The organism is Nocardia sp. NPDC059228 (assembly GCF_042754245.1).
In the GTDB taxonomy this organism is placed as follows: Bacteria; Actinomycetota; Actinomycetes; order Mycobacteriales; family Mycobacteriaceae; genus Nocardia.
In genome coordinates this window covers 619,436-646,406 of the sequence record NZ_JBHZAL010000001.1, presented here as the reverse complement: position 1 = coordinate 646,406, position 26,971 = coordinate 619,436, and the positions used below count along the sequence as shown (strand labels likewise).

The 26,971-nt window shown below is 63.0% G+C and carries 27 protein-coding genes; 6 read left to right on the top strand and 21 right to left on the bottom strand.

From position 1 onward, the window contains the following. Window positions 1-6 precede the first annotated feature (6 nt). Together ACFXKA_RS02770 and ACFXKA_RS02765 are read left to right on the top strand one after the other, a co-directional pair. Window positions 7-1,308 (top strand): hypothetical protein, encoded by a 1,302-nt coding sequence (locus ACFXKA_RS02770; RefSeq protein WP_379425606.1) that lies wholly within the window; start codon window positions 7-9, stop codon window positions 1,306-1,308. Between the two features lie 9 nt (window positions 1,309-1,317). Next, window positions 1,318-2,826 carry a serine/threonine-protein kinase gene (locus tag ACFXKA_RS02765; RefSeq protein WP_379425605.1) on the top strand — a complete coding sequence of 503 codons (1,509 nt, stop codon included), beginning with the start codon at window positions 1,318-1,320 and terminating at the stop codon, window positions 2,824-2,826. Window positions 2,827-2,855: 29 nt separating this feature from the next. On the opposite strand, the gene eccB is transcribed toward ACFXKA_RS02765, so the two are convergent. From eccB to ACFXKA_RS02705, 12 genes are all read right to left on the bottom strand, one after another. After that, window positions 2,856-4,367 (bottom strand): type VII secretion protein EccB, encoded by a 1,512-nt coding sequence (gene eccB, locus ACFXKA_RS02760; RefSeq protein WP_379425603.1) that lies wholly within the window; start codon window positions 4,365-4,367, stop codon window positions 2,856-2,858. Window positions 4,368-4,486: 119 nt separating this feature from the next. Continuing rightward, window positions 4,487-4,819, bottom strand: a complete 333-nt coding sequence (locus ACFXKA_RS02755) for a hypothetical protein (protein WP_379425601.1) — start codon at window positions 4,817-4,819, stop codon at window positions 4,487-4,489. A gap of 48 nt (window positions 4,820-4,867) precedes the next feature. Beyond that, the gene (locus ACFXKA_RS02750; protein WP_379425599.1) at window positions 4,868-5,170 is read right to left on the bottom strand and encodes a WXG100 family type VII secretion target; all 303 of its coding nucleotides are present in this window, start codon (window positions 5,168-5,170) and stop codon (window positions 4,868-4,870) included. 89 nt (window positions 5,171-5,259) lie between these two features. Beyond that, window positions 5,260-6,048 carry an ESX secretion-associated protein EspG gene (locus tag ACFXKA_RS02745; protein WP_379425597.1) on the bottom strand — a complete coding sequence of 263 codons (789 nt, stop codon included), beginning with the start codon at window positions 6,046-6,048 and terminating at the stop codon, window positions 5,260-5,262. Continuing rightward, window positions 6,045-7,073, bottom strand: a complete 1,029-nt coding sequence (locus tag ACFXKA_RS02740) for a PPE domain-containing protein (RefSeq protein ID WP_379425595.1) — start codon at window positions 7,071-7,073, stop codon at window positions 6,045-6,047. The genes ACFXKA_RS02745 and ACFXKA_RS02740 overlap by 4 nt, the downstream gene beginning before the upstream one ends. A gap of 18 nt (window positions 7,074-7,091) precedes the next feature. After that, on the bottom strand, window positions 7,092-7,406 hold the full coding sequence (locus tag ACFXKA_RS02735; protein WP_379425593.1) for a PE family protein: 315 nt from the start codon (window positions 7,404-7,406) through the stop codon (window positions 7,092-7,094). A 33-nt stretch (window positions 7,407-7,439) separates the two neighbouring features. Then, complete coding sequence (locus tag ACFXKA_RS02730; protein WP_379425591.1) at window positions 7,440-8,771, bottom strand: hypothetical protein; 1,332 nt, start codon at window positions 8,769-8,771, stop codon at window positions 7,440-7,442. Next, window positions 8,768-9,082, bottom strand: coding sequence for a hypothetical protein (locus ACFXKA_RS02725; protein WP_326309501.1), 315 nt, complete (start codon window positions 9,080-9,082; stop codon window positions 8,768-8,770). Before ACFXKA_RS02725 ends, ACFXKA_RS02730 begins: the two co-directional genes overlap by 4 nt. A gap of 111 nt (window positions 9,083-9,193) precedes the next feature. Further along, window positions 9,194-9,481, bottom strand: a complete 288-nt coding sequence (locus tag ACFXKA_RS02720) for a YbaB/EbfC family nucleoid-associated protein (protein ID WP_379425589.1) — start codon at window positions 9,479-9,481, stop codon at window positions 9,194-9,196. Between the two features lie 24 nt (window positions 9,482-9,505). Next, window positions 9,506-9,871, bottom strand: a complete 366-nt coding sequence (locus ACFXKA_RS02715; RefSeq protein ID WP_379425587.1) for a hypothetical protein — start codon at window positions 9,869-9,871, stop codon at window positions 9,506-9,508. Window positions 9,872-9,958: 87 nt separating this feature from the next. Next, complete coding sequence (locus ACFXKA_RS02710) at window positions 9,959-10,732, bottom strand: ESX secretion-associated protein EspG (protein WP_379425585.1); 774 nt, start codon at window positions 10,730-10,732, stop codon at window positions 9,959-9,961. Next, entirely contained in the window at window positions 10,729-12,657 is a 1,929-nt protein-coding gene (locus ACFXKA_RS02705) for a hypothetical protein (RefSeq protein WP_379425583.1), read from the bottom strand. The genes ACFXKA_RS02710 and ACFXKA_RS02705 overlap by 4 nt, the downstream gene beginning before the upstream one ends. 337 nt (window positions 12,658-12,994) lie before the next feature. On the opposite strand from ACFXKA_RS02705, the gene ACFXKA_RS02700 reads away from it, so the two are divergent. Beyond that, the gene (locus ACFXKA_RS02700; protein WP_379425581.1) at window positions 12,995-13,855 is read left to right on the top strand and encodes a DUF6585 family protein; all 861 of its coding nucleotides are present in this window, start codon (window positions 12,995-12,997) and stop codon (window positions 13,853-13,855) included. Between the two features lie 74 nt (window positions 13,856-13,929). Here ACFXKA_RS02700 and ACFXKA_RS02695 read toward each other — a convergent pair whose 3' ends face one another. The 3 genes from ACFXKA_RS02695 to ACFXKA_RS02685 are packed head-to-tail and all read right to left on the bottom strand — an operon-like array spanning window position 13,930 to window position 15,142. After that, window positions 13,930-14,298 carry a DUF397 domain-containing protein gene (locus ACFXKA_RS02695; protein ID WP_379425886.1) on the bottom strand — a complete coding sequence of 123 codons (369 nt, stop codon included), beginning with the start codon at window positions 14,296-14,298 and terminating at the stop codon, window positions 13,930-13,932. Continuing rightward, window positions 14,295-14,939, bottom strand: coding sequence for a DUF5753 domain-containing protein (locus tag ACFXKA_RS02690; protein WP_379425579.1), 645 nt, complete (start codon window positions 14,937-14,939; stop codon window positions 14,295-14,297). Before ACFXKA_RS02690 ends, ACFXKA_RS02695 begins: the two co-directional genes overlap by 4 nt. A gap of 17 nt (window positions 14,940-14,956) precedes the next feature. Further along, window positions 14,957-15,142 (bottom strand): helix-turn-helix domain-containing protein, encoded by a 186-nt coding sequence (locus ACFXKA_RS02685; RefSeq protein ID WP_379425577.1) that lies wholly within the window; start codon window positions 15,140-15,142, stop codon window positions 14,957-14,959. Between the two features lie 176 nt (window positions 15,143-15,318). On the opposite strand from ACFXKA_RS02685, the gene ACFXKA_RS02680 reads away from it, so the two are divergent. The 3 genes from ACFXKA_RS02680 (at window position 15,319) to ACFXKA_RS02670 (ending at window position 16,164) form a co-directional block, all read left to right on the top strand. After that, entirely contained in the window at window positions 15,319-15,573 is a 255-nt protein-coding gene (locus ACFXKA_RS02680; protein ID WP_379425575.1) for a hypothetical protein, read from the top strand. After that, entirely contained in the window at window positions 15,563-15,733 is a 171-nt protein-coding gene (locus ACFXKA_RS02675; protein WP_379425573.1) for a hypothetical protein, read from the top strand. The genes ACFXKA_RS02680 and ACFXKA_RS02675 overlap by 11 nt, the downstream gene beginning before the upstream one ends. A 197-nt stretch (window positions 15,734-15,930) precedes the next feature. Beyond that, entirely contained in the window at window positions 15,931-16,164 is a 234-nt protein-coding gene (locus ACFXKA_RS02670) for a hypothetical protein (RefSeq protein ID WP_379425571.1), read from the top strand. A 36-nt stretch (window positions 16,165-16,200) separates the two neighbouring features. Here the strand turns inward: ACFXKA_RS02670 and ACFXKA_RS02665 are convergent, their stop codons facing one another. The 6 genes from ACFXKA_RS02665 to ACFXKA_RS02640 all read right to left on the bottom strand — a co-directional run bounded on the left by ACFXKA_RS02665 (window position 16,201) and on the right by ACFXKA_RS02640 (window position 26,637). Beyond that, window positions 16,201-16,335, bottom strand: a complete 135-nt coding sequence (locus ACFXKA_RS02665; protein ID WP_379425569.1) for a hypothetical protein — start codon at window positions 16,333-16,335, stop codon at window positions 16,201-16,203. 8 nt (window positions 16,336-16,343) lie between these two features. Further along, the gene (locus tag ACFXKA_RS02660) at window positions 16,344-16,727 is read right to left on the bottom strand and encodes a hypothetical protein (protein ID WP_379425568.1); all 384 of its coding nucleotides are present in this window, start codon (window positions 16,725-16,727) and stop codon (window positions 16,344-16,346) included. A gap of 35 nt (window positions 16,728-16,762) precedes the next feature. Continuing rightward, window positions 16,763-17,545 (bottom strand): hypothetical protein, encoded by a 783-nt coding sequence (locus ACFXKA_RS02655; protein ID WP_379425566.1) that lies wholly within the window; start codon window positions 17,543-17,545, stop codon window positions 16,763-16,765. A 48-nt stretch (window positions 17,546-17,593) separates the two neighbouring features. After that, the gene (locus ACFXKA_RS02650; RefSeq protein ID WP_379425564.1) at window positions 17,594-18,043 is read right to left on the bottom strand and encodes a hypothetical protein; all 450 of its coding nucleotides are present in this window, start codon (window positions 18,041-18,043) and stop codon (window positions 17,594-17,596) included. Between the two features lie 40 nt (window positions 18,044-18,083). Further along, window positions 18,084-18,440, bottom strand: coding sequence for a hypothetical protein (locus ACFXKA_RS02645; RefSeq protein ID WP_379425562.1), 357 nt, complete (start codon window positions 18,438-18,440; stop codon window positions 18,084-18,086). A gap of 70 nt (window positions 18,441-18,510) precedes the next feature. Next, entirely contained in the window at window positions 18,511-26,637 is an 8,127-nt protein-coding gene (locus tag ACFXKA_RS02640) for an alpha/beta hydrolase (RefSeq protein ID WP_379425560.1), read from the bottom strand. Window positions 26,638-26,971: the final 334 nt, after the last annotated feature.

The following is a 26,971-nucleotide window of genomic DNA, read 5'->3' as shown; positions in this document are numbered from 1 at the left end:
ACCGTTGTGAAGATTCTCGGCGGCCGCCATCGCGGTGGCAGAACCGTGCTCGGCGTGCTCACCTTTTTCGTGACCACAGCCGTACTCGCAGCCTGCGGAACGGTCGCAGGAAAGCCCGAAGCGGGCGAGTTCGATATTCGAAAGCTCTCGGTCGGCAAGTACCCAACCGATCCACTCGACGTCCGCGCGTCTTTCACTCACTCGCCGTTCAACGGTCGGGAACTCGCAACCGCCCGACTGGCCGACGCGGTGGTCACAGGCCCCGACGTCGACCCGAGCTTCACCCACGGCGTTCTTTCCATCAGCCTGCAAATTTCTGTTGGTCTCCAATCAGTGCTCTCGCTCAGCGCCAAGCCGGTCGTGGAGCGCAACGACATGATGTTCGGCTATGCCGCATCTGCCAGCACCAAGGAGATCTCCGAGGCCTCGGACGCCGTCGGCCCCCTCGTGTTCAGTCCGTTCGGCGGCAAGAAGCCCGATCCCGATGCCACTTCCTTCAACGCCACCGTCTTCCAGTTCTCGGATCAGCAGCGAGCGGCAGCGGCAGCCGAACAGATGGAGGCTGCCGATTTCGACGTGGCAGCCGATCAGAACCAACGAGTCGCGGTCGACAAATATCCTGATGCCAAATCTCATTGGCGACCGGGTATCCCGTCGATGGGAACGACCATGGCGCACGGGCAGTATGTGATCAGCGTCTTCGTTCAGCAACCACAACCCGAAATCGCTGGATTGAAGAACCTGACCCAAAAGGTCCTCGACGCGCAACTGCGATTGCTCGACCAGACGCCGCCATTGTCCGCTCGCGATGTCCTGCGCCTGGACTACGACCCGCAGGGGATGTTGCGCCGAACCCTGCACCCTGGAAACACCCCCCGCCCTGCAGCGGACACCGAAGTCACCCGCACACCCCGCGGATTCCTTCACAATGTCGACGATCAAGCCAAGTGGAAATCGCTTCTCGGCGACAACGGCGTGGACAGCACGGCCACCGCCCGCGACGGTGCACTGCTTTTGAGGGCACGCGACGCCACGGCGGCCACCGCCCTCTGGTCCGGTATCACCAGTGCTGCAACCACTCCGGCGGACAAGCCGACGGATGTCCCCGGCACGGCCTGCACTGAAACCAACAAACCCGCGAAGCCCCACCGCATCGAGCAAGAAGAGGCGTGGGACAACTCGGACCGTTTCGTCTGCACCCTCCACTACGGCCGCTACGTCGCACAGGTCGCTGGGACACAGCTTTCTGACGTCACCCAACGCGCCGCCGCACAGTACGCCCTGCTGGTCAACAGCCAGTACATGTAAGGAATCAGGATGAACATCGGACCGGGCACCATCATCCGTGGCTACCGTGTCGAGCGCATACTCGGCGCGGGCGGTATGGGCACCGTGTACCTGGCCAGGCATCCGGAGCTACCGCGCTGGGATGCGCTGAAGGTACTCAGTCCGCAGTTCAGCCGCGATGCAGAGTACCGGGCACGGTTCGAGCGCGAAGCGAATCTTGCTGCGGCTCTGGATCATCCGAATATCGTCGCGATTTACAACCGCGGTGAGGACAATGGTCAACTGTGGATCGCGATGCAGTACGTGAATGGCATCGACGCCGCAGCGGCCGCTGAGCAGGACCCACGTTCGATCACGCCTTGGCGGGCATTACACATCGTCACCGAGGTCGGGCGAGGCCTCGACCATGCACACCGAAGGGGTTTGCTGCACCGGGACGTCAAACCCGCCAACTTTCTGCTCTCCACGGGTGATGGTGGCGAAGAACGTGTGCTGCTCACCGATTTCGGCGTCGCGAAGTCTACAGAAGATGCTAATGAGTTGACCCAGGCCGGTGGCTTCGTTGCCACCATCGCCTATGCCTCCCCGGAACAGCTGAGCGGGCAGCGGCTTGATCATCGCGCAGACATCTACAGCCTCGCTTGCTCCTTCTACCGTCTGCTCACCGGCCAAAACCCCTATCCGGGAACCCAACCGGCAGTAGTGATGATGGGCCACCTCAACGAACCGCCACCGCGCGTCACCGCGGTCGATCCCACCCTTCCCCCGGCCGTGGACGAGGTCATCGCAGTCGCCATGGCAAAGAACCCGGCAGATCGATTCGAGACCTGCCACGAGTTCACGACGGCCCTCAAATCGGCTCTGGAATACGGGGTCTCAGGGCTTTCTATGCAGACCGTGCCACACGACCGTCCACTTTCTGCGGTGGCGCCGTCGAGAACCGCAGCGCCCGCGTCTGCGAAATCTGCTAGAAGCAAGCGCGGTTGGCTCATTGGCGGGGTGGCCGCAACGGTTGTTGCGTTGGCGGCAGGCGTGGGCGTGTGGGTTACCCACGATTCGTCCGCGTCGACCACACGGAGCGCGATCGCCGATGCCCGTGCACAGAACCCCGCTTTCATCGGGAAATCCATTATTGTAGTCGATATCTCGGGCAAGAGCGGGGGATACTCCGCGAACATGGATATCCAGCTGAAGCCGGGTCCTCAATCGAAGTTCCTCGAGGACTTGGGCTTCACTTACAACCCCAACTTCCTTCGCGAGGGAGACGAGCCGAACCCTCGCCCGATCGCGTCTGATTCCACTACCCAGTACAAGGCGCTGACGGGAGCTACTACCGGATATTTGCTCGCTGTTCGTAGCGACAGCAGCGCTGGCGGTGGTGGCCTGGTGAATCTCCCTGACGCGATTACGTCAAACAAGGCAGCCGTCCTCGTCCTTGACGATCCGACCGCCGTGGCCGCTATCCGCCAATGGTCGGACAACTCCGAACAGGTACTGCTCGACAAGCTGCTGCCGATCCTGCGAAAGAGCGTCAAGTAGTCAATCGATCATCGGCCACTTGACCTCGGCTACTGAGTGGGCAGCGTATCCCAGTTCTTCAGTGCGTCTGTCTTGGACAGAGTCTGGCCTGGAACCAACTGGCCGATGATCTCCCACGGGGCCAGGTGCGGCGTAGCACCCAGACCGAGAATCTGCGCGGTCGCGAGATCTGGAATGCCATAGCGAATTCCGTTGTCTGCGATGTAGAACAGATTTTCACGACGCTGGCTACCCGGCTCGATGCCGGTGGTGCGCACGAATTCACCGGTGGTCGGCGGCACGTAGACGGCATCGACTCGATCGCCCGAGGCTCCGTCCTTGGTTGCGAGATCGACCGGCTTCTGTGAATCCGGCAACGGCAGACGTGTGCCCAACAGCAACTGGACCGTAGCCCGGTCGGAGGGGCCTTCCGTGGCGTCGGGCTGTTCCTTGCCGAGACCGCTCTTCTTCGCCCAAGTAATGCAAGCGACAGGATTATCTTCTGCGGTAATGATCTTCGGTGTGGCCTTGGGGAAGTCGTCGACCGGCAATGAATGCACTTCCGGGATGCCGTTGAGCACATCGGGTGTCATGGACTTGAAGCCATTCATACCCTGCGAGTTGTCGGACCCGATGACCTGCGCGGTGAACGCCGAGATTCGCTGCACACCGTCGGCCAACACAACATAGAGGTCGGAACGGTCCGAACCGTCCAGTGCCGCAACCTTGATGATGCCGCCGACCGGCACTGTGTTCAGCTTGCCCACGCCGTTTTCACCAACGCGCGGGATGGTAGGCGGAACCAAGGGAGGAACCTTGACACCTGCACCGATCAGATCACTGGTGGCGGGGCGGGGCCGCTTACCGCTCAGGCCCAGGGCCTGGGCGATCGAGTCTTTGGTCTTGTCGAACTCGGCGACCTTGCCGTCGTAGATCAGATAATCCTTGCCGCCCTTGCTGGCCCAGATGGCCGAGTCCCTGTCGGCTACCTTGGCGCGGTCGCTGAGCTCCAAACTCCCAGAGATGACCGTCGTTTCCGCACCCGTCGATGAGGCCGACCCACCTGAGGCCGAGAGCGGCACGCGGTCGCACAGAGTCCACTGGGATCGCTCGCCCTGTCCCGTGCCAGGCAAAGCCGCGGGCACGCCGGGAATTCCGAGGATTGGTCCGCGCGGAGTGGAATTGAGCTTGGCGTCCTTGACAGACGTCGGCGTCTCGCTTGTGCCCGAGATCAACCGCGCCGATGCGAGATTCAGCGTCGGGTATAGCGTCATCTTGTTCTTGTCGTCTTTATCCCGAACAACGACGTAGAGAGCTCCGCTGTCCTTGCCCATGACGATATTCGCGTTGCCGATGGAACCTTGCGGCCGGATGAACGCCATGATCGCCGCGCCCGCAACCACGAGCATCGCGAGAACCGCGCCGACCATCAGCGATCGGAACTGCGATCGCATCGGATCGTGCAGCATCCGAACATCGCGGCGCACCAAGGCGTGATCGAGTCGACGCAGCAGGAAGCGGTACCCGTTGACCTGGGCACGGGTGGTCAATTGGGCGGGCACTAACCAAATCCTCCGTCGAACCGGAAACTACGGGCACGTACGTTACCGGGTGCCAGCCGACGACAGCGCACCCTCCAACGTGGAGGCGTGCGCTGTCGCTGGTGGCACCGAAGTCCTTACTAGGAGAAGGACTGACCGACCTTGGCGTCCGCGGCGAGGGCGTTCTGCAGCGCGTTTTCGACCGCGGTCGCGACCGCGTCCAGAGTCGTCAAGCACTTGCCCGCGTACCGGGAATCCCAGTGGGACTTCGCAGTCATGACGGCCTCCAGCGCGCCGTTCTCCGCGCCGCTGTTCGGGTCCGACCACGCCTGCTTCAGCTTCTCGACCGCCTGGCCGAGGTCGCTGGAGGTGTCCACCACGGACTGCCCGTCACCGGCGACGGCAACCAGGTCGCGGTGGTACTGCCGAAGGGTATCCACGAGGTGGGTCATCTGAGTCTTGTCGTAAAGCATCTGCGTTCCTTTGCAAGTGTCGGAAGATTGGAGCAGGACTTGCCTCGATTAGCCGAGGTTCGTGAGGGCCTTCGAGAACTCGTCCTGGTTGGAGATGTCCACGTTCGAGAACACGTCGGTTCCCGCGCCGACCTTGTCCTGGAACTCGTCGAGGGCCTGGTTCAGGGACGCGGACTCGTCGTCCCACGCCTTCGCGGCAGCCTGGAAGGAGTTCGCCGCGTCACCCGCGAAACCGCTCTTGGAGTTGTCCACCGTGTCGGTAATCTTCTTCAGGATGTCCTTGATGGACGCGACTACGTCCGCCATGTGGCTCTGCGCAGCCTTCGCAACTTCCGCTTCATTTGCAACCATCGTCTGTACCTTGCCTTTTCTTGGGAATGGATAGGCGATGCATTGCGCACCACCGGTTTCGGGGAACACAGCTGCGGGTCACGGGTGACTCACGGCAGCCACCTCCCCCCGGGCAGCGAGTCGATCAGAGCCGAGATCGACTGCGCGATACGGTGATCACTGCCCGGTGTCAGCGTGGACCAGAGTTGCTGGTCCGGGGCGACCCCCGGTGCGGCCACGATGCGGCCCCGTGCGGTGTCGTAGACAGCGACGGCTCCGGGCGATCGGTCTGTGAGGCCGTCGGCGTAGGCGTAGGCCACGATTTCGGCGTAGGCGTGGGTGGCGGACAGGGCGAGGCCGTAGGTGGTGGCGTCGGTGTCGGGGACGCCGAGGTTGTAGACGGTGCTCGCGTAGTCTGCGGAAGTTGTTGCGGTGTCGAGGCGTTCGGCCAGATCGGTGGACTCTGCGCTGAAGGCGGCGAGGTCGGCGGACGGGCAGGGGCCGAGGGCGTCGAGGAGGGGGCGGGCGAGGGAGGCGCCGGAGCCGTCGGACCACAGGGGGTGGATGTCGAGGGTGTCGCCGCGGCGGATGGCGACGGCGTGGTCTTCGGCGCGGCGGGTGACGCAGACGCGGATGGGGCCGTTGGCGGTGTGGACACGCATGGCCAGTTCACGATCAGGCTGAGCTAGTACGAAAAGTGCTGTGGCGGTGTCGGTGTCGACATCACCGTGGGCGTCGACTATGCGGCGGGCGCGTAGGTCGGCGCGGGCTAGCTCCTGCGCCTGTTCCCATTCCTGGTACGAATCCTGCTGCGGGCCGATCGATAGCACCAGAGGTAGGGTCTGCACACCTAGGTGTCCAGCGAGCGCGATCACGCCGTCATTGGTGAGGGTCGTCATGAGGCGGCCTCTTGACCGGATTCCTTCGCGCCAGAGGCACTTTCAGATCCAGTGCTACCCGCGTTGAACGCGATGTCGACCGGCGCGCGCTGTGCGGCCGGGTCGATTCCGCCGAGCACGGCGGGCGCGACCTGCATACCGGAGGTGAGGCCCAGCTCGGCGTCGCTGGTGGGTGCACCCACGAGTCCGGCGCGCGGGATGTGCTCTTCGTCGTTGTCCTGCCCTGTACTGCCCATGGCGGTGGGTGCCATCGATGTGCCGGTCTGCTGAACCGTAACCGGCTGCGTCACCACGCGTTGCGTCGTCGTCTCCTTGGCCTCGACCGTTGTCGCGCGTACCTGGGTCAGTGGAATCGGCGGCAGGTTGAGCGAGTCGAGGGACAAGGTCGGCAGCGAGGTCGGCGCGATCGACGGCGATTCCGGGTTCTCCACAGGTTCGGCCGGTTGCTCTGTAGGCGTCAGCCCTGCGGTCACCTGTGGCGGCGCCTGATGTTCCCAGGGTTTGGCCAGCGATTCGGTGGCAGCCTCGTATGTCCGCATCACCCGGGCTGCCTCGGCTTTCGCCTTCTCGGCGTCGCTGTCGGTCGTCGCCAGCCCGCCCAGCAGCGGCAGGCCGGCGGCCAGACCGAGCTGCTGCATCAGCTGCTGGAGGTCTTTGAGCTTCTCGACCTCGTCGACGTCCGGCATGGTCAGCTTCGCGAGTTCATATGCCGCAGCGTGTGATTCGGCCTGTGTGGCGTTACCGGCGGCGGCAGCCGCGGACGCACCGAGCCAGTCCCGCAACGACTTGATGCGTTCGATGAACGGCCCGCTGTTCTTGGATTCCCAAGCGCTGTCCAGGATTACAAGAATCCGCTCGTATTCGACGGCGGCAGCCGCGAAACCCGCGCTCAATCGCGTCCACGCGAGACCGGCCTCGGCGGCGGGTACCGCACCGGCACCCGTCACCAGGTCGCGCGCCAGCTGTTCGGGCGGCCGGGATTCCCAAACCGTCTCGGTGAAGCCGGGTTTCGTCGGTTCGAGCATCGGGAAAGGTCTCTCCGCTCAGCCAGCGAAGCCGAGGACGGACTGCTCCTCGACCTGTCCGAAGGCGTCGAACTGGCTGCGCAGCGTCGAGGCGAGGTTGCGCAGTTCGGTGACGCCGTCGGTGCCGGAGGCCACGAAGGACGCGGCCACCGCGCCGAGGGTCTGCGCGGCGCGCTGGGACACCTCGTCGGCACCGGCAGGCGCGAAGTCGAGCTTGACCTGCTCGACGCCCAGCCCGTTCGCGAGGCGGTCGGCCAGCGCGTCCAGCTGGGCCGCGGCGTCGCGGGCGGTCGAGGCGTCGAACCGTAGACCGTCGAATGCGTTGGTGCTCATGCCAATCCTCCTGTTACCCCTGGCTTTTCGGTACTAAAGCGTCAGCGCCTTGTCCGGTGGTTCTTCGATGGCTTCGATCGCGCCGACCACCGGGAGCACCACGCCCTCGATGACGCCGACCACCTCGTCGCCGTGCGCACCGGTGACCAGACCCGAGCGGTCCGAGGTCGACTCCTCGTCCGCGGCCCCGGCCCGGCCCGCGGCACCCGTCGCGCCCATGCTCGGCGAGGTGGTGGCGGTGGTGCGGCCGTTCGCCTCGGTCGTGGTCTTCGGGATTCCCGCACCCGTATTGCTGACCTCGCCGGCCGGAATTCGGCTGGTGCCCACCGTGCTCGCCGGTGACGTGGTGGTGGGCGTGCCGCCGAAAATGGTGCTGAGCGGGCTGCCGCCGCCATCGTCGGTCTTGGTTGTGTCCGGGCTGTCGGTCTTCTTGTCGTCGGTCTTGACGTCGGTGACCGTCGGCTGGTTGGTCTTGGTGTTCGTGTTGGTATTGGTGTTGGTATTGCTGTTGTTGCTGTTACTCAGCGCCGAACTGATATCGCTGACACCGGTGGAGACCACCGACGCGCCCTTCTCGACCACCTTCTCCGCGACCGTCGGCGCGACGCTGGCAATGGGCTGCAGCGCGGTGCCGACCATGTTCACCAGGGTCTCGATATTCGAGGCAATCGGCGCGCCCGCGATCATGATCTTCGTTCCGGCCTCGACGATCTGGGCGGTGCTGCCCGCCAGCTGGGCGCTGGTCTTGGCCGCGATGGCCATACCCGCGTTGATCGTCGTGGTGGCGGTCTCGATCAACCACGGGATTCCGGCCGGGGTCGCCAGCAGTGCCACGGCACCCGTCACCTGAGCGACGAATTGCGCGATGAGAGTGGTCATTTCGGCATAGCCCTCGGCGACGATGGCCTCGGCGGCGAGCAGGATGCCGTGCTGGGCCACCCCCTGCTGGGCGACTTCCAGACTCTGGCCCTCGACCGTCGTGCTCTTGTCCTTCGCGGCCAGCGCGGCGTCACCGGTCCAGGTGTTCATAACCGTATTGGTCGCGGACTTGCTTTGCGACACAGCGGAAGTAAGCGCGCTGATCAGCGAGGTCAGGATGGTCGCCGGATTGAAGCTGCTATTGCTCAGGCTCCCCGTCCCGAACGACTGCAGCAGGCTGGTGACCGGTGAGATCAGCGAGGTCAGATCGATGGTCGGCAGCGTGGGCAGCTGCAACCCCGACAGGTCCGGCAGGCTGATCGACGGAAGTTGTGGCAGCTGCGGCAGTCCCAGGTTGCTCGAGACATCCGTGACCGGCGTGTCGAGGTAGGGACCGATGGGACTGCTACGCAGCTCGTCCAGAACGGTCGGATTGGGGTTGGTCACAGCACCGTCGAGAGGAAGCTGGCAGCGGAGGTGACCTCATTGGTGCCGTACGCGCCGACGGCCGCGTACGCGGTGGTCGCCGTGTTCGCGTGCACCGCGGCGATCTCGGCCGAGGACATGAGGAAATTCCCCTGCGCGACAGCGAAAGCCGCGAGGAACTCCTGCCCGATCAGCCCGAACACCGGCACCGCCTGCGCGAGCGCGGTCCCCACATCGGCCGCGGCCGTCCCCGCGACCTGCGCGGCAATGCCCGCCTTCTCGGTGCCGTACGCCAGAATCGGCGCGAATTCCGCCGCTACATGATCGGCCATGGTGTGTCCCTCCCACTACCTATGATCTTGCTCAGACTACAAGTGCGAATTCCCTTGTGCCAGACCGCAAGGTGCAAACTCTGGCTCAAAGTTCTGTTAACAGCCCGGGCGCTACCCGGCCATCTCCTCGTTGAACGCGTCCACGATCTCGGCCCGCCGCTCGAATGCCCGCCGTGCCGCCAGCGCCGCCGTGTGCACCACGGCCTGCTCGAACTCGGCTGGCGTCATCCGCGAAACAGCGCTACTGAATTGCAGATCCGTGAGCGCCCCGTTCCCGTCGACCTCGGCCATCACGGCCCCGTCCTCAGAAGTCTCCCGCCCCCTGACGGCCTTCATCTGATCCGCCAAATCCTGAAACCGATACAGCTGCCGCCGAACCTGCTCCTGCAACTCATCCATCGACGAAACCACGAGCGCCCCCTCTCACACCGTCCTGAGCCAACTCTGCGGCTCAGTATCGTAGTCCTGCTCTTCGACGATTTCCTGCCGAGCGACCTCGGCTTCGGTGGGAAGGTTCGCCCGGGCGATGCTCGCCGCATCCAACCCGGCCTCCTCGAGCTGCTTCCGCAGAGCAAGGCCAGCCCGGTTGGCCGCCTTCTGGCACAGCCGCAGGACCTCGTTCGCGAGCTGACTCGGATCCCGATGCAGCTCAGCAGATTCAACCTTCACGGCAAGCGGTAGCCCCTGATTGGTGGCTCGCACCCGAATCGACCCAGACGTATTCGCCACCACCAGCGAGGCCCACTCCCCCTCACCGTTGCCAGAACCGACTGCCCCCAACTCAGTCACAGCGAACTCCCTCCCAGTTAGCGTTGCGTATGAGTACCATACGACAGCCGTCGAATGCCATCGATATTTTCCCGGCCGGTACCACGATCACCGACGCTCGTCCTTGATCGCCTGCACCACCGAAGCAACGTATCTGTTGAGTACCGATACGAACCGGGTCTGGTCAACGGCGAGTGCTTGCGCCGGATTCTCGGTAATCACGTACCGGCCTTCGTCCTCGAGGTCCCGAAACAGCACCTTGTGACGAGCAATCCCACGCGGGCCGAACGCCGAACTACCTTGCACGATGGCGATCTCACCCGTAGTGGTCATCGGGGCCTTCAAGAATGCCTGCCCAGCAGAAACCGTAGTCTCGGAGCGAGCAGCGATAGCCGAACGCCCGAAATCGTGATCCAGATCCTGGTCGGGCGAGATCAGTGGAATATCACCACGGCTCCCGGGCTCCGCGGACGGCATTGCGGCGACAATCGCATCGGAAAGCCGCAATGGATCGCACTCCTCCACGACGTACCCACCGCGGATCCAGTAAGTTTCGCCTGGCAATTGGGTTATCAGGTACCCTTTCGGGCCCTTACGAGTCGCCCGCAGACGCTTCATCGAACTCGTCGCCCAGCGATCCTGTTCGTCCCAGCCGTACGCCGTCAAATACAGATCAGGGTTCGCGATCGCATCGAAAGCGGTCTGAAAGTCGCCACCGAGCTTGCCGGACAATCCCTTTCGAGCCTCCCGCAGATCGTCCTCGAACTCGTCCGCAGTCTTTGCGGTGGAGGTGAACATGAACGGCTCGGGCAATTCCTCTCCCGTCCGGTCCGTCCACAGTGCGTAGAACTCGGCCTCTGTGAACCGCCAGCTCGCCGTCATTTCTCGGCCACCGGGGTGACCGCAGCCGGTGCCTCACCGAGCACTTCCTCGAAGTTCTCGAGATTGGTGAGGAACTGCGGACGCTTGTGCTCCTTGCCCTGCCCCTGCGAGCCCGCCGCCATCGGTGAACCGCCCATACCGCCGGTTGTCCCGCTGGACGACGAGGACGCCGTGGACGTAGACGCCAGTCCCGCACGCGATGTCGTGGATGTTTCCGCTTCCGTCTCGGTCGTCGATGCCGGAGTGGCGGAACGTGGAGACAGCTGGGTCTTCGGCGTCTGGGGCGAGCCAGGGCTGGTCGGCGACGCCGGACTACCGCCGGTGGGGGTTCCGGAAGGACTGCCTGAGGGATTGTCGGTCTTCGGAATCAAGCCCAGATTCTGCAACTGCTGGGTGAGTTCATTCGTCGGATCGGTGGTCTTGCTTGTTGTCTGCGTTTGCGTCAGAGCCGTCTCGACCGCCGACGCGAGCTTCTCGACACCTTGCTCCGCCGCGGTGATACCAGCCTGAATCACAGTACCGGCCTGCGTGATCAGCGTTTGCAGAGTCGTGTCGGTCGTTGTCGTCGGCGTGTTGGTGTTCTTGGGATCAGTACTCTTTGGGTCAGTGTTCGTCGGCTGCTTGTCGTCGACCGGCTTCAGGTTGTCGAGGTTGGGCGTCTGGGTGTTCGGAGTCTGTGTGGTGGGAGTGTAGGTCGGCTGCTGCGAATTCGGGTTCGGCTGATTGTTGGGGATCTGCACATCCGGCGGTTTGATCTCCATTGACGACTTCGGGCTGGGCATGATGGGGATAGCACCGCTGGAATCCTGCACTCCCACGACGTACCAAGCGTCCCAGGCTCGCTTCACGTCCTTCACGAATGCATCAACGTTCGACTGGTAAACCCAGGTACCAGGTGGATACTCTTCCTCAAAACTCTTGGACGGCAGAAAGTTCTGCAGCCTCTTGACCCACCCCTGAGTGTCAGCAAGGTTTGTTGCAATCACATCCATGGACGTGACCAAAGTGTCCGTACTTGCAAGGTATTTGACGATGGCATCCTTGGCCTGCTTGGCCGCAGGCGAGGCCCAGATCTTATCTATGGCGGAAGTGTTTCCTTGGAATGCCTGCAGATACTTGTTAGTTGCCGCTTCGAATGTCTGCGCCTGGACCTTCAGATACGTTTGAGCCTTGTGCCAGGCCTGCGCGAAGTTCTCCAGCTGTCCGGGAACATCATTGTCCTTGATGTACTTCCAGTGATTGTGGAAGTCGTTCCATTCGTACACCGCAGACGTCTCGGGCGTAATCGGATACGGATCGATCACGACCCCGTTCTGCTTCACCAATTCGTCCATCAGACGCTTCATCTGACTGGTATCGGCAAGCTTGTTATCGTAATCCTTCTTTGCAGTACCCGAGTAGCTGTACCCGTCAGTAGAATCCGAAAATGGATTCCAACCTTGATCGTAATCAGACTGCTTCCAACCTGGCATATCCAGGGATTCAACAGGAATATTCGGTACAGCCAGACCAGGCTTCCCGCCACCTGCGCGAAAATCCTTAAATGCATCAGAAAGCTGCTGATCAGTGAACTTTCCGTTTTGAATCGCGTCCTTCGACGCCTCATCAGTTCCGATGTATAGCTTCCCGGCAGCCACGAAGGCTTCACCCATGTTAGTCAATACATTCTGATGATCTCTCAGCACGGTGTCGACGAGATTCTTTGCGGCCGCGTTGAACTTGTCCGCCAACTGATGTCCCGAGTCGTTCGCCGCCTTCTGGCTCAGCGGTTTCAGGTCTGTCGCCGACTGAACAGCTTGGATTGCCGCGTCCACGATCGACAGCATGCTGGCGCATTGCTGAGCCATAGTGGTCGCCACTTCGGGATCGAAATGCACACCCTGACGACCATCATCCTTGAGACCGGCCATCGCGTCGTCCGCCATGAACGCGCTCCCTCCCACGTCTAACAGCGTTGCAATCCAACATCATTACGACTTCACCGCGTTGCGCTGCCCGGCCCCCGGTGACGACTCGGGCCGACCGTACCATGAGGTATTGCACCGAGCCGATGCTGTTTGCCCGGATGTCAGAGCAACAGCATGCAGTGGCTCGGCATCTCCCACAGCGCGATCCGGCCGTCTGGTGAGGCGCGTCCGGTGGTCGCTATCAGCAGCGACGAGACCCACGATCAACGCGGCGACCGATACCGCAGTCATAGCGTCGATTAGCGACCCAACCGAGCGATGGCTAGGCTTCGGCAGGTCGAGACGGAGGGGAGCCATGGCAGCCGGCATTGTCATCGGGGTGATCATCCTCGTGGTCTTGGTGTCGCTGGGATGGTCCGGCAACAACAAGGGACGTGAGCAGCACCGGCGTGAACGCGCACAGAGCAGCATCTCGGATGTGGCGATACGAGCGGGGCTGGGCGGACACAACAAGACCTTTGGACCGGTTCCGGCGGACTGGCATGGGATCGGGCGCCTCGCACAGATTTTCGTCGGTTTGGTCGGGGTGACGGTGCTCGGCTTCGGCGTCCATGTCGTGTTTCTCCAATTCGCAATGTATTTGGCGTTGATCGCCGGTCTGGGCCTCGTCTTCTCGATCGTTTCGGCGGTGTTCTATGGGCAACGGAACGCAGGTGGGCGGCTGGACCTTTTTGAGCATGGACTGGTGTTCACGCTCAAATCGCGCCAGCAGGTGGTGCGATACGACTCGACGACCCTCATTCAGGACTTGGTCGAACACAGGCGGAATGGGGTCACGATTCGTGTCACTCAGGCGTACGAGCTAACTGATGTGGATGGCCGCCCGCTGCGGCTACGCGAGGGAATCGCTAATCCTGAGGAGTGGGGGCCACGCCTTCAGCAAGGGGTCAGCATCCACCAAATGCCCACTGCGCTCGCCACACTCGGGGCCGGATATCCCGTGGAGTTCGGCAAGATCGCCCTTCAGCCGGCGGGAGTCGCTGCCTTTGGCACCGTGGTGCCGTGGGCGGAGATCACCGATGTCGAGATCGCGGAGGGACAGCTCCGCATCAAAACCACCGCCAGCCGTCCGGCGATCGCTGCCAATATCAGCTCGCTGACCAACTTCAACTTGCTCTACGCGCTGATCAGGCGCGGACGGGGAATCCAGGACTAACCAGGCGTCGGCTGGAAGCTCTTCTGCAGAGGGTCTTCCCGCAGAGCGGGATCAGGGTTTGCCTGCTGGGAGCGCTATTCGAGGTCGAACTGACCGTCCGCAACACCCTTCGCGAATGCGTCCCACTCAGGGGCCGTGAACAGTAGTTCAATGCCCTGCCGATCAACGACGGCGGTGTCGCCGCCCCGGCGGCGCTCGAGCACCAACGCTTCGCCCAGTTCACCAACGCCTCCCGACAAGGCGAGTTCGAGCAGCGTTGGCCATGCATCGTTCGGAACCGCGATGATGGGGCGACTCTCCGCAGGGCGGGCGTACTTGCTGTCACGGACGAGAACCTGGCCCGCTGCGGGACAGACCTCGACGCATTGGCCCCCGTTGCTTCCGCTGTAGCTTGATTTCCGCAACCAAAATGTGCGACCGGGGCCATAGGCCGATTCCCTCACTTCCAATCGGCCGCCCGGCCCCGAATCAGTTCGGCGGATTCACTTTTCGATAGAGCCGCCGTGCGGAGGTGGTCGGCCAGCATCTCGTACACTGCCACCCCATCGTAATCCTGCAGGTAGAGAGCGCCCGTCGGGTATTCGATGTAGCCGACCGTCTGCGCTTCGTCGAAGCGCAGCAGCGTGAACTCACCGACATTACCGGCGTGTGCGTAGGTCCTGGTCGGGAGAATGCGAATCTCGATGTGGTCGTGGTCGGTCAGGGTGAGCAGATGGTCGAGTTGTTCCCGCATGACACCTGGGTCGCCGACCTCGCGGTGCAGGACCGCCTCCTCGATCACCGTGTCCAAACCCATCGGGCTGACCTCGTCGGCGATTCGCTGCCTAGCCACGCGGGCCCTGACGATTTGCGGGACGTCGACAGAAGCGACCAGCGGGCTACCCGAGTGCAGCGCAGTTGCGTAGGCCTCGGTCTGCAGCTGACCGGTGAAAGTCACTGCCTGATAGATGAACTGGCTTCGAGCCAGACCCTCGAGACCGACGAAGGTCTTGAACCAGTTGGGCAGCACTTCGGAAAACGGCGCCCACCAGGTCTTCTGGTCTGCGCGTCCAGCCAACGAAGCCAGCCGGTCGATTTGGGCCACATTCGTCCGATACAACTTCAACAGAGCAGCCACATCGTCGGGCTGTTGGAGATACTTCCAGCTTCCATCGCAACGATCTTCGGCTGACTGCACCCGATCGCCGCCGCGGCCTCGCTCTGCTTGACCCTCGCGCGCTCCCGGGCAACCCGAAGCTCATGCCCGATCAGGAACCGCAACGCCGATGGATCCGAACGCTCACTCACTGGGCCTCCAACCTATCGTCCGGCGAATCCCCTGTGCCGACCAACATCATCAGCAGCTAGCTATTGAATCCGCTGATATATCAGCCCATGCCCTAGCTGTGGCTTGCGCCACAGTTCTCTTCCTTCTTGTATCCCAGATTGCTTGCGCTACAGCCCAAACCGTCGAAGGGACGGCCATGTTCGAGCAGTTGAAGGTCGGCACCTGGGCCTGCGTCGACGACCAGTGTCCCATCCGCCCCGTACTCCACACCGAGGACAACGCGATCACCCTCGTCTTCGGCGAACCCGAAGGCTTCGAACTGTTCGTCAGCGCCGCAGCACTACAGACGCTCATCCGAGTGCGTGGCACCGCGCTCGAACAGCTCGCCATGCATCCGAATTCCCTCCTGCTCGACGACGCGGATCACGAAGAGGGAAGCCATGATTGCTGAATTGACCTTCCTCCTCCTCGGCACCGGCCTGGGAATCATCCTCGGCTGGATCTCCTTACCTGCTCGCGCTCGTCGGCACCCCGCCCCAGGCACAACCGTCGCCGAAATCCGCGCCCGCCTGGACCGCGAGACCGCCTCCCATCGCTTCCTCCCCACCTGACCTGGAATTCATCTCAGGCCAACGTCGGTGGAGTGCTCGGAGTTAGTTCGAGTCAATCATCTCCGGCAACCGAGGGATTCCCACCGAGTGGCACACCAGTGAGGGGATTTGTCCGAGTCCGCCTCCATCCTGTGCCACTCGATGGTTCGGATTCAGTCGTTGCGGGATGGCGGGGGTGGAGGTAGGGGCAGCTTCTCATGTGCGCGCATTTCGCCGGGTGCGATGGTGTTGTCATCGGTCACCGGGCCGAAGCCCTTGTTGAACTTGGGGCTGCTGTCCACGATCGGTTCGTTGGCCGGGATCGCGTCGCGGGCACGGGTGTCCTCGACCATCTGTCGATCGATCTCGTGCAACCACTCGACCGTGATACCTATTCTGGCCGCGAGCTTTTCGTCGATCGCACGCTGATCATCGTCATTCCGGCGGTGTGATCCAGGGCGGAAGTGTCATCGAGCGCTCCCTACACGTCAGAAATAGGCCGCGATCGCGGCATCGAATTTCGCATCGGACACATCGACATCGGTTGCGGGGCGGTAGTTCCGAGCGCGTACATGATCCAAAAAGGTGGGCGGAATCGTCCAGCAATGTTCGCGATCCCCCATGATAGCGACTATGCGGTCGTGATCACATGTACCGCAAGCCTTTTCGCTTCTGGGCTGACCTCGCCAAGTAGGAAGTCACGGGCAACGATGTGGCGCAACAACTCCGGGTCCGGCGGAAAGGCATGTTTGCGCAGGTAATGGGACACCGCACCCGACCAGATCCATTCACCGTCGGTGCGGAAGATGAGCGGTACGTCTCGGACCGACGGGATAAACTCATCGACCTCGAAACTGCGAGCGGCCAGGACGATCGGGGCGGAGTCGAGGTAGGCGAGGAGCCGGTCGCGCAAGTGCGTGGGCAGCGATGCCCGGACTGCGACCGGGCGGCCGTTGGCATCGCGATGGTCGTAAACGCGTGCGAGCCTTGGTAGTTCGGCGAACTCGGCAGTCATCGTCGGAATCCTTCCGCCTTCGGCTTTCGAAGTTGTCAGCTTTGGTCTGCGACCCGTCGGAGCTCAGAGAGGGAGGGGGTCTGCTGCTCCGGAATGGGTTGAATCTCACCGAACGTTCCAGCGGCGTTGGCCGGAAGCGAGCGGCAACGGCGGACCGCATCAAGCGCCGATAGACCAGTCCTGTGTGCGTCGATGAGCCGTGCGCGCCACAGTCCACCTGCGACCACGCCGACATCGCCGACCGCGGCGCGAGGGATGTATCCGGCGGCGTCATCGCTGACCGATGCCCACACGTACCCGACGATCGTCCCCTTCAGGATGACGCTCAAATAGATGACAGCTGAGCCAGTTTCGTCGGGGTAGATAGATGTCGGCACAGGTGCGATCGCGCTGAAGCCCTCGGATCGATCCTCGGGACTACCGCTGGGGAACGTGCCGTCCTGCACCCACGGACCTTCACCGATCGGATGATCAGGGTTCAAACGCAGCGCCAACTCCTGAATGGTCCGAGCCTCCCCCATCTCGGCATCACCGGCGATCCCACCGAACCGCGGATCCTCCGGCTTCCCAACCCAATACCTGATCGCCTCAGCCGGCGTAAGACCCATCCGATAGCACTCCTCGAGCCGATCATTCCAGTAGACAGCAGATTTCACCCGATCGGCCCCAAAGGCCATGTTCGTGAAGAACCCCGCAGAATTCCCATTCTGCGACCCCCACAGGTAGCCCACAAGTACGTCGCCGAGCGTGACCGGAAGGTAGAACACCGGAAGACGCGTCCAGGCATCATAATTCGGTGTTATCGCATCATTTTTCACAGTTAGCTTTTCAACGATTGCGCTCTCCCAATCCAGACTACAGCCGACTCAGCTCTGCGGCGACTGTCCTGCAATACCGAGCCGATACCACTCCGGCATGTTCTCGTCGGAACGCGGGAAACGTTCGCTCTCCACGGCGAAATCCGAACTTGTGGGCCACTTCTCAAATCGCGGTGTCTGATCACGGTTGTACTGGATGTTGAAGCGTCCAGGTGGATCCAGCAGAAACTTGAACTCTACCCAGGTGCCAAGGTTCGGCACATACATGGCCTCCCGCAGCTCCATGAACTTCCGCCACACCTCAGGATCGAAGGTCCAGCCCTGCACAGAGCCGTCCGGCAGCTTCACGCCCGTTTCGCGCTCCGCGTGTCGCCCGATAGACCGTGCCCGAATCACAAGACGTGTCCATCCCATCGGCAGCGTTGGCAAAATATCATTCGCGATCTCTGCGAGCCGTTCCTGCTGCTCCATCGGGCTCAGCGGCGATGGGTTCGACATTACGTAAGGCCTCCTCGGTCAAGCTGGCTATCGGCTAATCCTACTGCTCATCCTGGGCGGCTTCATGCTGACCTTCCAGCTCGTGGCCCCGATCGACCAACTCGCGAAGCCATGGCGGAATATATCCGTCTGCACGGGGATACGCCTCGAGATCACGTACGAACATCACAGGATGCAACGCCGGTGTCCAGTTCGGATCTTCGTTATAGTTGAACGATATCTCGGGATCTCCGGTTCGGTGCAGAACAAATCGTGCCGACAGCCACGCACCCTTGTCCGGCTCATACATCTGGTCGCGCAATTCTTGCAGCTGATCAGTAAGCCCCAGCTGCCGCATCTCACCGACGAAGCGACCATCGGCGCCTTGTGCAGAAACCGCAACCTCGTACGCTATCACGTTCGCCCATACCTCCAGGGTGATCGACTCCCAGCCGAGTGGAGCCCCCGCCCTCGCCACTGCACATATCTCAGCGATTCTTGTATCGATCCTGCGGTCCAAAGTTTGCCTCCCTATTGGGGAACACTCGTTCTTTCGTAACGACTGATTGCACAACGGGTTTACCATCGACATCGAGATGCACACGACCGTCTCCATTACGGACGTAAGTAACCTCCTGCCATCGCATGATGACGTCGCTGGGCACGCCGTCCGCTTCACGGGTCATCTTGACCTGGTAGTTGCGGATATCTTGGTATTCCTCATTCGCGAACGCGACCAACTGGTTTTCCTTGGCACGCCACGAAGCCTCGTGCATCCAACCGTCCTTTCGGTTTCCCGAGTTCGATGCCGCCATCTGCGGATGCATGTTCAGGTACTCACCCAGGCCTCCAAGCTCGTTCGCCAGGAGATGCCCTCCAGCCCATTTGATTCGGGATTTTTCGAGCTCGGCGGCGGTCAGCTCATACCCCGGATTGCTCGGGTAGGCCGCCTCGCCTTCTTGGTATGCGCGCTGCTGCGCACCCTTCCCGCCGTCGTCGTCCCGGTACGCCCTATTTTGACCGCCAGCTTCAATATCACCGGTCAATGCATCGGTTTGGCCATGCGAGTCGGTATGGAACGACAGGAGCTTGTCGTTGTTGTGAACATTTGGAACCTGATATTGGACGTCGGGTAACAGTGGAAAACTCAAGTCCGGGTTGAAGCCAGACCATGGCCCCTTCTTATCGAGTGCCAACGCCCGCGAACCCGGAGTTGCCTCAACCCATTTAACCGTTCCGTCTCCGTTGGTGAAGAACGTTGTCCTTGTGCCGTTCTCATTGACCACAGGGTACGCAGACCACGGCTTCAGAGGCTCGTCGCCGAAATGCGCGCGCAGTGGCTCGGGCACGGTTTCAGGGTGCTCAACGGGTTTCAGCTTGCCGGGCTCCGTGTTTCCGTCGGGCACAGTTTCACGGTCACGATGCGGAGCCACGATCTCATGTTGAACATCAATCGGCTGCCTCGGCAGGTGAGGATTCAGCGGATCCGGTGGCTTGTGGGTTGGACGATTCCATTCGACAAATAATTCATCGAAGTCAGAGTCATCCGTATGGATCACCCTGTCCTCTCCAGGAAGTTCATATGGCGTTTCAGGCGTACCGTCCTCGCCTCGATCTCGGGCATCGGCAGCATCAATGCCGTGCTTGTCTTCCTCCCGGGTGCCGGGGACGAAACCATCCTCGGAGACTTTGGTTTTGGTGCCGTTGGGGTGGATTAGATCCCAGTCGCCGTCGGGTGGAATGCGGGGGCGGCGGGTGCCCTGGGAGGTGGTGTCGGCGGTGGAGGAGTAGACGTGGCCTTCGGGGTCTGTCCAGGCTGGTTTGGTGGGGGCTAGGACGTAGTTGTTGGTGGCTTCGGCCAGGCGGGCGGCGGCGTCGGTGGAGGCGGCGTCGCAGCCGATCAGGCGGATGGGGCGGCCGTCGTAGCCGAGGTCGGGGAGGCGGGCGGCCAGTTCTTCCATTGTGTATTCGCGGCCATCGAGGAGGACGGTGCCGCGCTCGGTTAGGTGGGCGTCGATCGTGAAGAAGCGGGGGTCTTCGGGGACCTGGTGCGCGAGGGCGTGCAATTCCGGGTCGTTGTGGAGGGAGAGGCCGGCAGGGGTGCGGTCGGCGTAGTGGCTCAGTGGGTCGGCCGGTGGGTTGTGCTCGTCGATCGGGTGAGATGAATTCGGTTGGGGGTCATCCGCGTTCGTACGATGTTCCGGATCGTTCGGGCGATGTTCGGGGTCGGTCGGGCGATGTTCGCTCGGCTCCGGTGAGTGGTCGGTCGTGTGTGGAACGGGTTCGTGTGGCGGTGTCGCGGTGTCCGAGGGGTGGGGTCGGAACGTGTCGTAGTTCTCCGACAGGTACTTGGCCAGATCGGGGCGGTACTCCTCGAATAGCCGCATGGCGGTCGGCGATGTCTCGTGGTCGAGCATGCCGAGCTTGTCCATCAGGTCGTTCAGTCCGAGACGCAGGCCGGGTAGCTCGGGGGCGCGGGTCGGATCGTGGTGTGCCGAGGCGACGTCGTATAGGCGCTCGTGCAGCTCTTTGAAGCGGTCGATCAGATGCGGGGTGAGTGTTGAAGGGCGATCGGGTGATTCGACGGGGCGTTGCGGCTCATTATCGAGCCGGAGCGGAGTGTCTTTGTCGGGCACATCGATCGGATGGACCGGATCGGCTGCCCGCCTGTCCGGCGTCGTATTCCGATCGGGGGCTTGCGGGACCTCGGCATTGGGCTCGTGGACGTAATCCGCCGACACGAGCTTGCCCTTGACCAAGTAGTCGACGTACCCGTCGTCGTAGCGAGCGCCCTTGGGGTCCTCGATGACGTCGGTGATCAGGAATTTCGATTCACGCTGAAGGATGAGTTCGTTCTCGGGTCCGGCCAAGCCCTTGTCGCCGACCCATGCGCCCTTCGAGTCCGCCGGAACCTCCAGTTCCACACGCACTTTGAGCCTGAACTCCTGAGGTGGAGTCGGTCCCAGACTGGTCGACATGTAGCCGTGCTCAGTCTGAACGGTGCCCTTCAACAACATTGGGTTGCGGCCGTTCAACGGCTGGCCGTCCGGGCCGATGAAGCGGTCCAGGCTCCGCATGCTGATTCCGCGGGAAACCTCCACGCCCTCGGGAATCGGGCGGTTCATCGCTTGGTCGAGATGTTCGACCTGGGATCGGAGGACGTCCATGGTCGGTTCGCCGCCGAAGTATTCGCGCATCATAGGCAGCTTGTCGGCGTTGCGCGACAGCTCCTGGAGCCGACCGTGCGGGTTGGGATCGTTGACTACATGCTCGATCGTGGCGCGAAGGCGTGGATCGAGGTAGGGATCGCGGCGGTCTGGGTGCTCGGCCAGAATCCGGTCGAGCACTTCCACTCTCGGCATGATCGGACTGCCGTTGGTGACTCGCCTGAGTTGCTGGTAGTGGCCTTCGTCCTCGGCGAGCTTGGCGAGCATCTTCACCGGGTTCTCCGCACGCAGGAATTCGTTGATCCACGACTTCTTCGTGTAGCGCTGCAGCTCACGTAGTTCCGGTTCGGACATAGTGTCCCGGATCGGAGCGAGCATTTCGTCGCCGTAGTGGCGCGCGGCTTCGGGCGTGTCGAAGCGCTGAATTGGATCGTGCGCGGGCGCCACAGCTTCCGGCTCTGCCAGGTGAATCAGTTCCTGTGCGGTGAGTTCGTGCTCGGCATTCGGATGCGCACCGTCGTTCGTGGGCTCGCTGTGGGGGGATCGCTCCCGCGAATCGGGGTGTAGCTTTTCGGGCTCCTGACGTGGTGCGGCCTGTTCCGGGTGGCTAGGTTCGGTGGGATGCGGATGCACCGAGTCCGGTCGCGGCTGCCCGGAATCCGCGAGGAACGGGACGTAGTGTTCGTCCGGCCCATTGATATGGCTCGGCAGTTCCCGATGCGGTTCCTCGGGATGCGGAACCTCGTTCGGGTGGGTGAGAGATGGCTCCTCGTGGGTTAGTCCGTCTCGCCCCGCTCGCGGTTGATCCGGGTGATCTCCGACTCGCCCCACGCCTGCCAGATCTTGATCTGGTCCTCGGTGGCCGACGGGCGTCCCTTCGCCTCCTTCTCGCGCAGGACCGCCATCTCGCGTGCCACTCGGGCTTGGATCTCCGGGTCGTCCGTTCCACGGCTCATGGTGGGACCGAGCACTGTCCGCGCGATCCGGTCCATTTCCTCTCGGCTGATCGACATCGGATGTCCTTCCTAGATCGGTCAGGTGGATGTAGTGCTTGCCGTCTTCGTAGTGGTGACTCTCGACCCGGAACTTGGTGCCCGGTGGGAAAACGACCTCGGCCTGCGACGGGCTCGACCACGAGATGTCCTTGCCGGAATGGGAGTCGATGATGAGCTCGACATTGCCGCCCGGCATCGAGCTGTCCCGATCCGACGAAGCGAAGCCCCGATCGACCGGTTCTTTCCCCGGGGCGTACTCGTCGAGGAATTTCACCAGCTTCGCCTCGTCGTCGAAACGCAACGAGCGGTATACCGTTCCCTCGTGGTCGGGCAGCTTGTTGTAGGCCGACATCAGGGTGCGGATCTCGACATCCTGGTCGTGCAGGGCCCGTGGATTGCCGTTGCGGGTCGCGTCGTTGACCGGCTCGTTGAGGTTGAAGAACTGGTTGCGGCGGATCGCGTCCATCTCGGCGTCGGATAGCCGGGAGATCTCGGGGTAGTTCGCCGTTTCGATCTCGCGGGTCGTTTGGATTTCGCGGTGGTTGACGTTGTTCTTCGCCGCGTATTCGTGCGAGACCCTGGGGTCTTGGTAGTGCGGATTGGCGTAGTACGGCTTGTCCTCGACCGGCAGCCGCGGGTGCGAATCCGGTTGTCCGATACGGGCTTCCGGACCGAACGCGGCAGGTACCTCGTGCGTGCTGGATTCGAGGGGATGGACCGGGTTGCCATGGGAGTCGTAGACGATGGCGTGGGTGGATTTGACGTTGGTGTGGTCCGGTGGGAAGGGATGCGGTCCGCCGGGGACGGCATTGTCGTGGACTACGAGGCGGCCACCGTCGTTGGTGATGGTGTAGGCATGCGCACCGATGTTGTTGGCGTCCATGGGCCCGCGGAATTCGTCCACGACGAGAGCGGTTGCGCCGTCGCCTAGTCGGTGGAGCTGGTCGGCGATGGAGCCCAGGGTCTCGTGGCGGTCGAGGTGGGCGCCAGCGGCGTTCTCGAGTTCGGCCGCGGTCATGCCGTGTTCGGCGATGTGGGGATCGTCGGGGACGTGAATCTCAGGGTTGCCGGTCAGTTCGTGGACTTGGCGGAGCGCCTGAGGGCCGCAGTCATTGACCGGTTCGTGGGTGCGCTCGGGTGCCGTGGGGGCCGGTTCGGTGGCGCGATTGTGCTCGACCAGATCGCCATAGCCGTAGGGGTTTTTCCCTTGGTGCACTTCGGGTTCGGGCCCGCGGAAGCGGGCCGGATCGTGAGGTAGGGAGCCGACATTGCGCTGCCACGCGTTGAGATCCTCGCGACCGGGACGAGAGTATTCGGGCAGGATGTGGGGTGTTTCGCCATTGGCAATACGGGCGAAATTGTGCAGGGACTCGGTGGGGACCGTGGCGCCCTTGTCGAGATAGTTGTAGTAGCCGGTGTGGGTCGAGATATCGCTGAGTGTGTGTATGCCGCCTGGGAATTGGGCGGCGATACGGTTCGCCCCGAAGGCGGCGATGGCGGGGTCCATCCCGAGGCCATTGCCGAGTCCCGGTGCCATACGGCTGATTTCGCCGTGCGTGTTGGCTCCGATCCAAGTCACCGGGTCACGGGAGGAGCTGGCGACGTAGACATTGTGCGCGCCGATACCGAAGTCGGCGGCATGGCCGACAGGCCCGGTACCCGGCGAGCCGAGCAATGTGATGGTGGAGACGTCCCCGGATAGTCGCCCTCCGGCACCGGCGAAGCTGGTGGTGGTCGAGCCGTAACTATGGCCGAACAGGTGCACGTCGGGTGTCGGCGAGCCGCCCGGTAGACCGGCCTCGAGGCGACGAGTTTGACTGAAGGCGGCCATGTCCCGGGCCAGCAGCTGCCCGCCGCGCGCCGCCATTCGCGCGTCTGTCATTTCGCGCAGGATCTTCGGGAAGCCGCTGGGCGCGTCGTATCCGATCCACACAATCGATGCGACCTCGGCGGGATCTCTACGTTCCGAGGTGGCCTTGAAATGGTTGCAGGCGTTGTCCAGATTACTACCGAGGCTCCGAACCGTAGTCGTGATACCCGGGACGTGGACCGACACCGTGGACGCGTGCTGCGTGTCGCCGAACGCAACGACCGCACGACCCTCGCCACCGAAGGCCGTGGAATCGTAGGAGAGAACCTGCACCGGCGGCTCGTGTCCGGCGTTGTCTCTGGCGAAGTTCCGAGCTAGCTCGTCTGCGTGTTGCAGCGCCTCGACCGTGGATTGCAGGTTCTTCCACTGCCGGAAGCTCTCCGGGTCGGTGAACCGGGTCATGAACTTGTCGATGCGGGGATTCTGTTCGCGCATCTCGTTGATATCGCGCGCGATCGACAAGCGGTTGGCTTCGTCGCGAATGTGCGGTGGGATGCCATCGGCATTGCCGAGCTCGTGCGGATGGACCCGCAGCATTGCGTCCTGCTGTTCCGGTGTGAGCGATTTCCACCACTCGTGGTTCTCACTGGCCCGGTTGTGTGCTTCGGCAACGGACGTATCCAGCTCGTGCGCAAGGTGTTCGGGTGTCGCTTCGGGTCCTAGTCGGTCCAGCGCCTCACGCGCATGCGCGTGCTCTGCCTCGGTGAGCGGCGAATCCTTCGGCAGCACAGGGTTTTCGGGGTCACGACCAGCCGGATGGAATGCGGCCGGATCGTGAGTCTGCGGGCCGTGCGCGCCAACGGGATCGGCCGGAATACCGGCTCCGTGATTCGGACTGCGCTGCTCGGCAGGAGCTTTCGGATGTTCCGGAGATCCGGACTGGTGATTCGAAGGCCCCTCGGGGCGCGCGCCGATTCTGGCCGCCGGTCCGCTACCCGCACCGACCAGATCCCTGGCGTCGGGGCGACCGGTCACCGGTTCCGCCGTCCGTCCGCTCTGCGCGAGGTCGGTGTGCTCGATCACCCGCGGCTGAGCTTCCAGGCCGGTCGCCCTAGTGCTCATCGGATTGAGCTGAACGCCGTCACGCACCGCAGCGGCCGTTGCCCGCGGATCGGCTGCGGGCGTGGTGGATCCCGGTGCGTCCGCGCGTGCCTGAGTCGCAGCCGGCGCGTCGGCCTTCGGAACGGAGGGAGTGTCGGCACGCGGTGCCACCGGTGTCTCGGCACGTGCCACCGCCGGGGTTTGGCGTTGATCGGCCGATGTGGGTGTATGCCCCGAGTTGGTGGCCTGGGCATCGATCGGTCGCGCCTCCGCCACCGGGCCGCCGTGCGCCGGGGCTTGCGCATTCGGAACCACCTGCGCTCCGGTCGGCGGCGGTGCGTGCGAGACCCCGGAGTCGATCGGCCGCACCTGGGTGTCCGTCGCTTGCAGATGCGCCGGAGTTGCTCCACCCGTGAGCTTTTCGCTCGTCGGAGCGCCCTCACGCGGTGCATTCTCGGTGAGCGAGGCATCTCTGGCGGGCCCCGGCTGCACATGCTCGCCCTGCGACAGCTGGCCGTTTCCAATCTCATTGGACTTGTGCTGCTCGCTCAGTGCCGAAGGAGCGCCGTCGGTCTTCGGGCCCGCGTTGTCGAGTTTCGGCTCACCGCCCTTCCATCGAGAGGGAGCCTCGTGGGCGACACCGGGCAGCGTGCCACCCGCGATACCGGCCGTGACGACACGGGGGTCGAAGTGCCAGTTGTGCGTGATGCCGCCGCTGACCGCCCAACCGCCGAGACCGGCCACCCCACCGGCGATCCCGCCGCTGAGCAGGTTCGCGGCCTTCTGCGTCACCATCTTCTCGGCAACGTCTTTTCCCCACTGCTTCGTCACCGCGTTCAGCATCGCCTTGGGGGCGAGCCGTCCAATGGGAGCGGCCAGCAGACCACCGGCGGCACCACCCGCCGCCGACAACCCTAACTGCTTCATGTCGATGCCGTCACGGCGGCCGAATTGACTCTGATACGCCTGAATGGCACCGTCCTGCAGCGCACCCAGGGCACCACCGATCAGCACCTGATTCCGGATGAACTTCATCATCGCGATCTCGGTGGCCTTCTCGGCTTCCTTGCCGAGGAAGTCGATTGCCCGCCGCGTCAGGATCCGAACAGTGATCCGGCCGACCCCGATGATCGCGCCCTCCGCCATTGGCGCGGTCGGCGGGAACAGCCATGCCGCAGCGATATCCGCCGCCAAGGTGAGCAGCGTGGTGTAGAACATCAGCTTCGTGTATTCGAGCTGCGTTCCGGTGTTGTTCGCGGTCCCGGAAATCGTCTCGAACCACTCGGCGAGCTTGTCGATCGACTGATCGCCGGTACGCATGCCCTGCAACTGGGCGATGATCTTGTCGCCGCCGTCACCCGTCGGATAGGCACGGCGCACGGCGGCGATCGCCTCGTCGATATCGGCGTCGATGCCGCGAAGCTTTCCCGCAGAAGACTTCCAGTCGTCGGCAATCGCCCACATGAGGTCTTCATTGCCTTCGGGCCACTGCATGCCGACGAGCCAGCCCAGACCGCTCGCACCCGGCGGCCGCCAGATCATCGTGGACTGCCTGCGATGAGAATCACTCGCGCGGCAATGGTTTCAACCGAACACCCCCGTGACGCCACCATCGCCCCCGAATACGCGCTGACCTGCTCTGCTGATTCGCTGTCCGGCACCGCGTTTCGCGTACCGACAGTTCACGATCTCGCGACACGCTGCCACAGAACGCGCCGAGGATCAACTGGGAAGGCGATCGCCGTTACCGATCGGCTATGGTCGGCGGCAGGACCGGGACAGCCGCCGAGGAAGGGACGTCACCGTGCGATCACTGTGGTTCATTCCGCACGGCATCGCCGTCGTCGGGCCCGAGGAGAGCACCGGATATCGCGGC

Excerpts from the sequence above, each read along its gene's own strand:
- ACFXKA_RS02765 (WP_379425605.1), top strand. The coding sequence starts at position 1,318 with ATGAACATCGGACCGGGCACCATCATCCGTGGCTACCGTGTCGAGCGC.
- ACFXKA_RS02755 (WP_379425601.1), bottom strand. The coding sequence starts at position 4,819 with ATGCTTTACGACAAGACTCAGATGACCCACCTCGTGGATACCCTTCGG.
- ACFXKA_RS02750 (WP_379425599.1), bottom strand. The coding sequence starts at position 5,170 with ATGGTTGCAAATGAAGCGGAAGTTGCGAAGGCTGCGCAGAGCCACATG.
- ACFXKA_RS02745 (WP_379425597.1), bottom strand. The coding sequence starts at position 6,048 with ATGACGACCCTCACCAATGACGGCGTGATCGCGCTCGCTGGACACCTA.
- ACFXKA_RS02740 (WP_379425595.1), bottom strand. The coding sequence starts at position 7,073 with ATGCTCGAACCGACGAAACCCGGCTTCACCGAGACGGTTTGGGAATCC.
- ACFXKA_RS02735 (WP_379425593.1), bottom strand. The coding sequence starts at position 7,406 with ATGAGCACCAACGCATTCGACGGTCTACGGTTCGACGCCTCGACCGCC.
- ACFXKA_RS02725 (WP_326309501.1), bottom strand. The coding sequence starts at position 9,082 with ATGGCCGATCATGTAGCGGCGGAATTCGCGCCGATTCTGGCGTACGGC.
- ACFXKA_RS02720 (WP_379425589.1), bottom strand. The coding sequence starts at position 9,481 with ATGGATGAGTTGCAGGAGCAGGTTCGGCGGCAGCTGTATCGGTTTCAG.
- ACFXKA_RS02710 (WP_379425585.1), bottom strand. The coding sequence starts at position 10,732 with ATGACGGCGAGCTGGCGGTTCACAGAGGCCGAGTTCTACGCACTGTGG.
- ACFXKA_RS02705 (WP_379425583.1), bottom strand. The coding sequence starts at position 12,657 with ATGGCGGACGACGCGATGGCCGGTCTCAAGGATGATGGTCGTCAGGGT.
- ACFXKA_RS02700 (WP_379425581.1), top strand. The coding sequence starts at position 12,995 with ATGGCAGCCGGCATTGTCATCGGGGTGATCATCCTCGTGGTCTTGGTG.
- ACFXKA_RS02680 (WP_379425575.1), top strand. The coding sequence starts at position 15,319 with ATGTTCGAGCAGTTGAAGGTCGGCACCTGGGCCTGCGTCGACGACCAG.
- ACFXKA_RS02675 (WP_379425573.1), top strand. The coding sequence starts at position 15,563 with ATGATTGCTGAATTGACCTTCCTCCTCCTCGGCACCGGCCTGGGAATC.
- ACFXKA_RS02670 (WP_379425571.1), top strand. The coding sequence starts at position 15,931 with ATGTGCGCGCATTTCGCCGGGTGCGATGGTGTTGTCATCGGTCACCGG.
- ACFXKA_RS02665 (WP_379425569.1), bottom strand. The coding sequence starts at position 16,335 with ATGGGGGATCGCGAACATTGCTGGACGATTCCGCCCACCTTTTTGGAT.
- ACFXKA_RS02660 (WP_379425568.1), bottom strand. The coding sequence starts at position 16,727 with ATGACTGCCGAGTTCGCCGAACTACCAAGGCTCGCACGCGTTTACGAC.
- ACFXKA_RS02650 (WP_379425564.1), bottom strand. The coding sequence starts at position 18,043 with ATGTCGAACCCATCGCCGCTGAGCCCGATGGAGCAGCAGGAACGGCTC.
- ACFXKA_RS02640 (WP_379425560.1), bottom strand. The coding sequence starts at position 26,637 with ATGATCTGGCGGCCGCCGGGTGCGAGCGGTCTGGGCTGGCTCGTCGGC.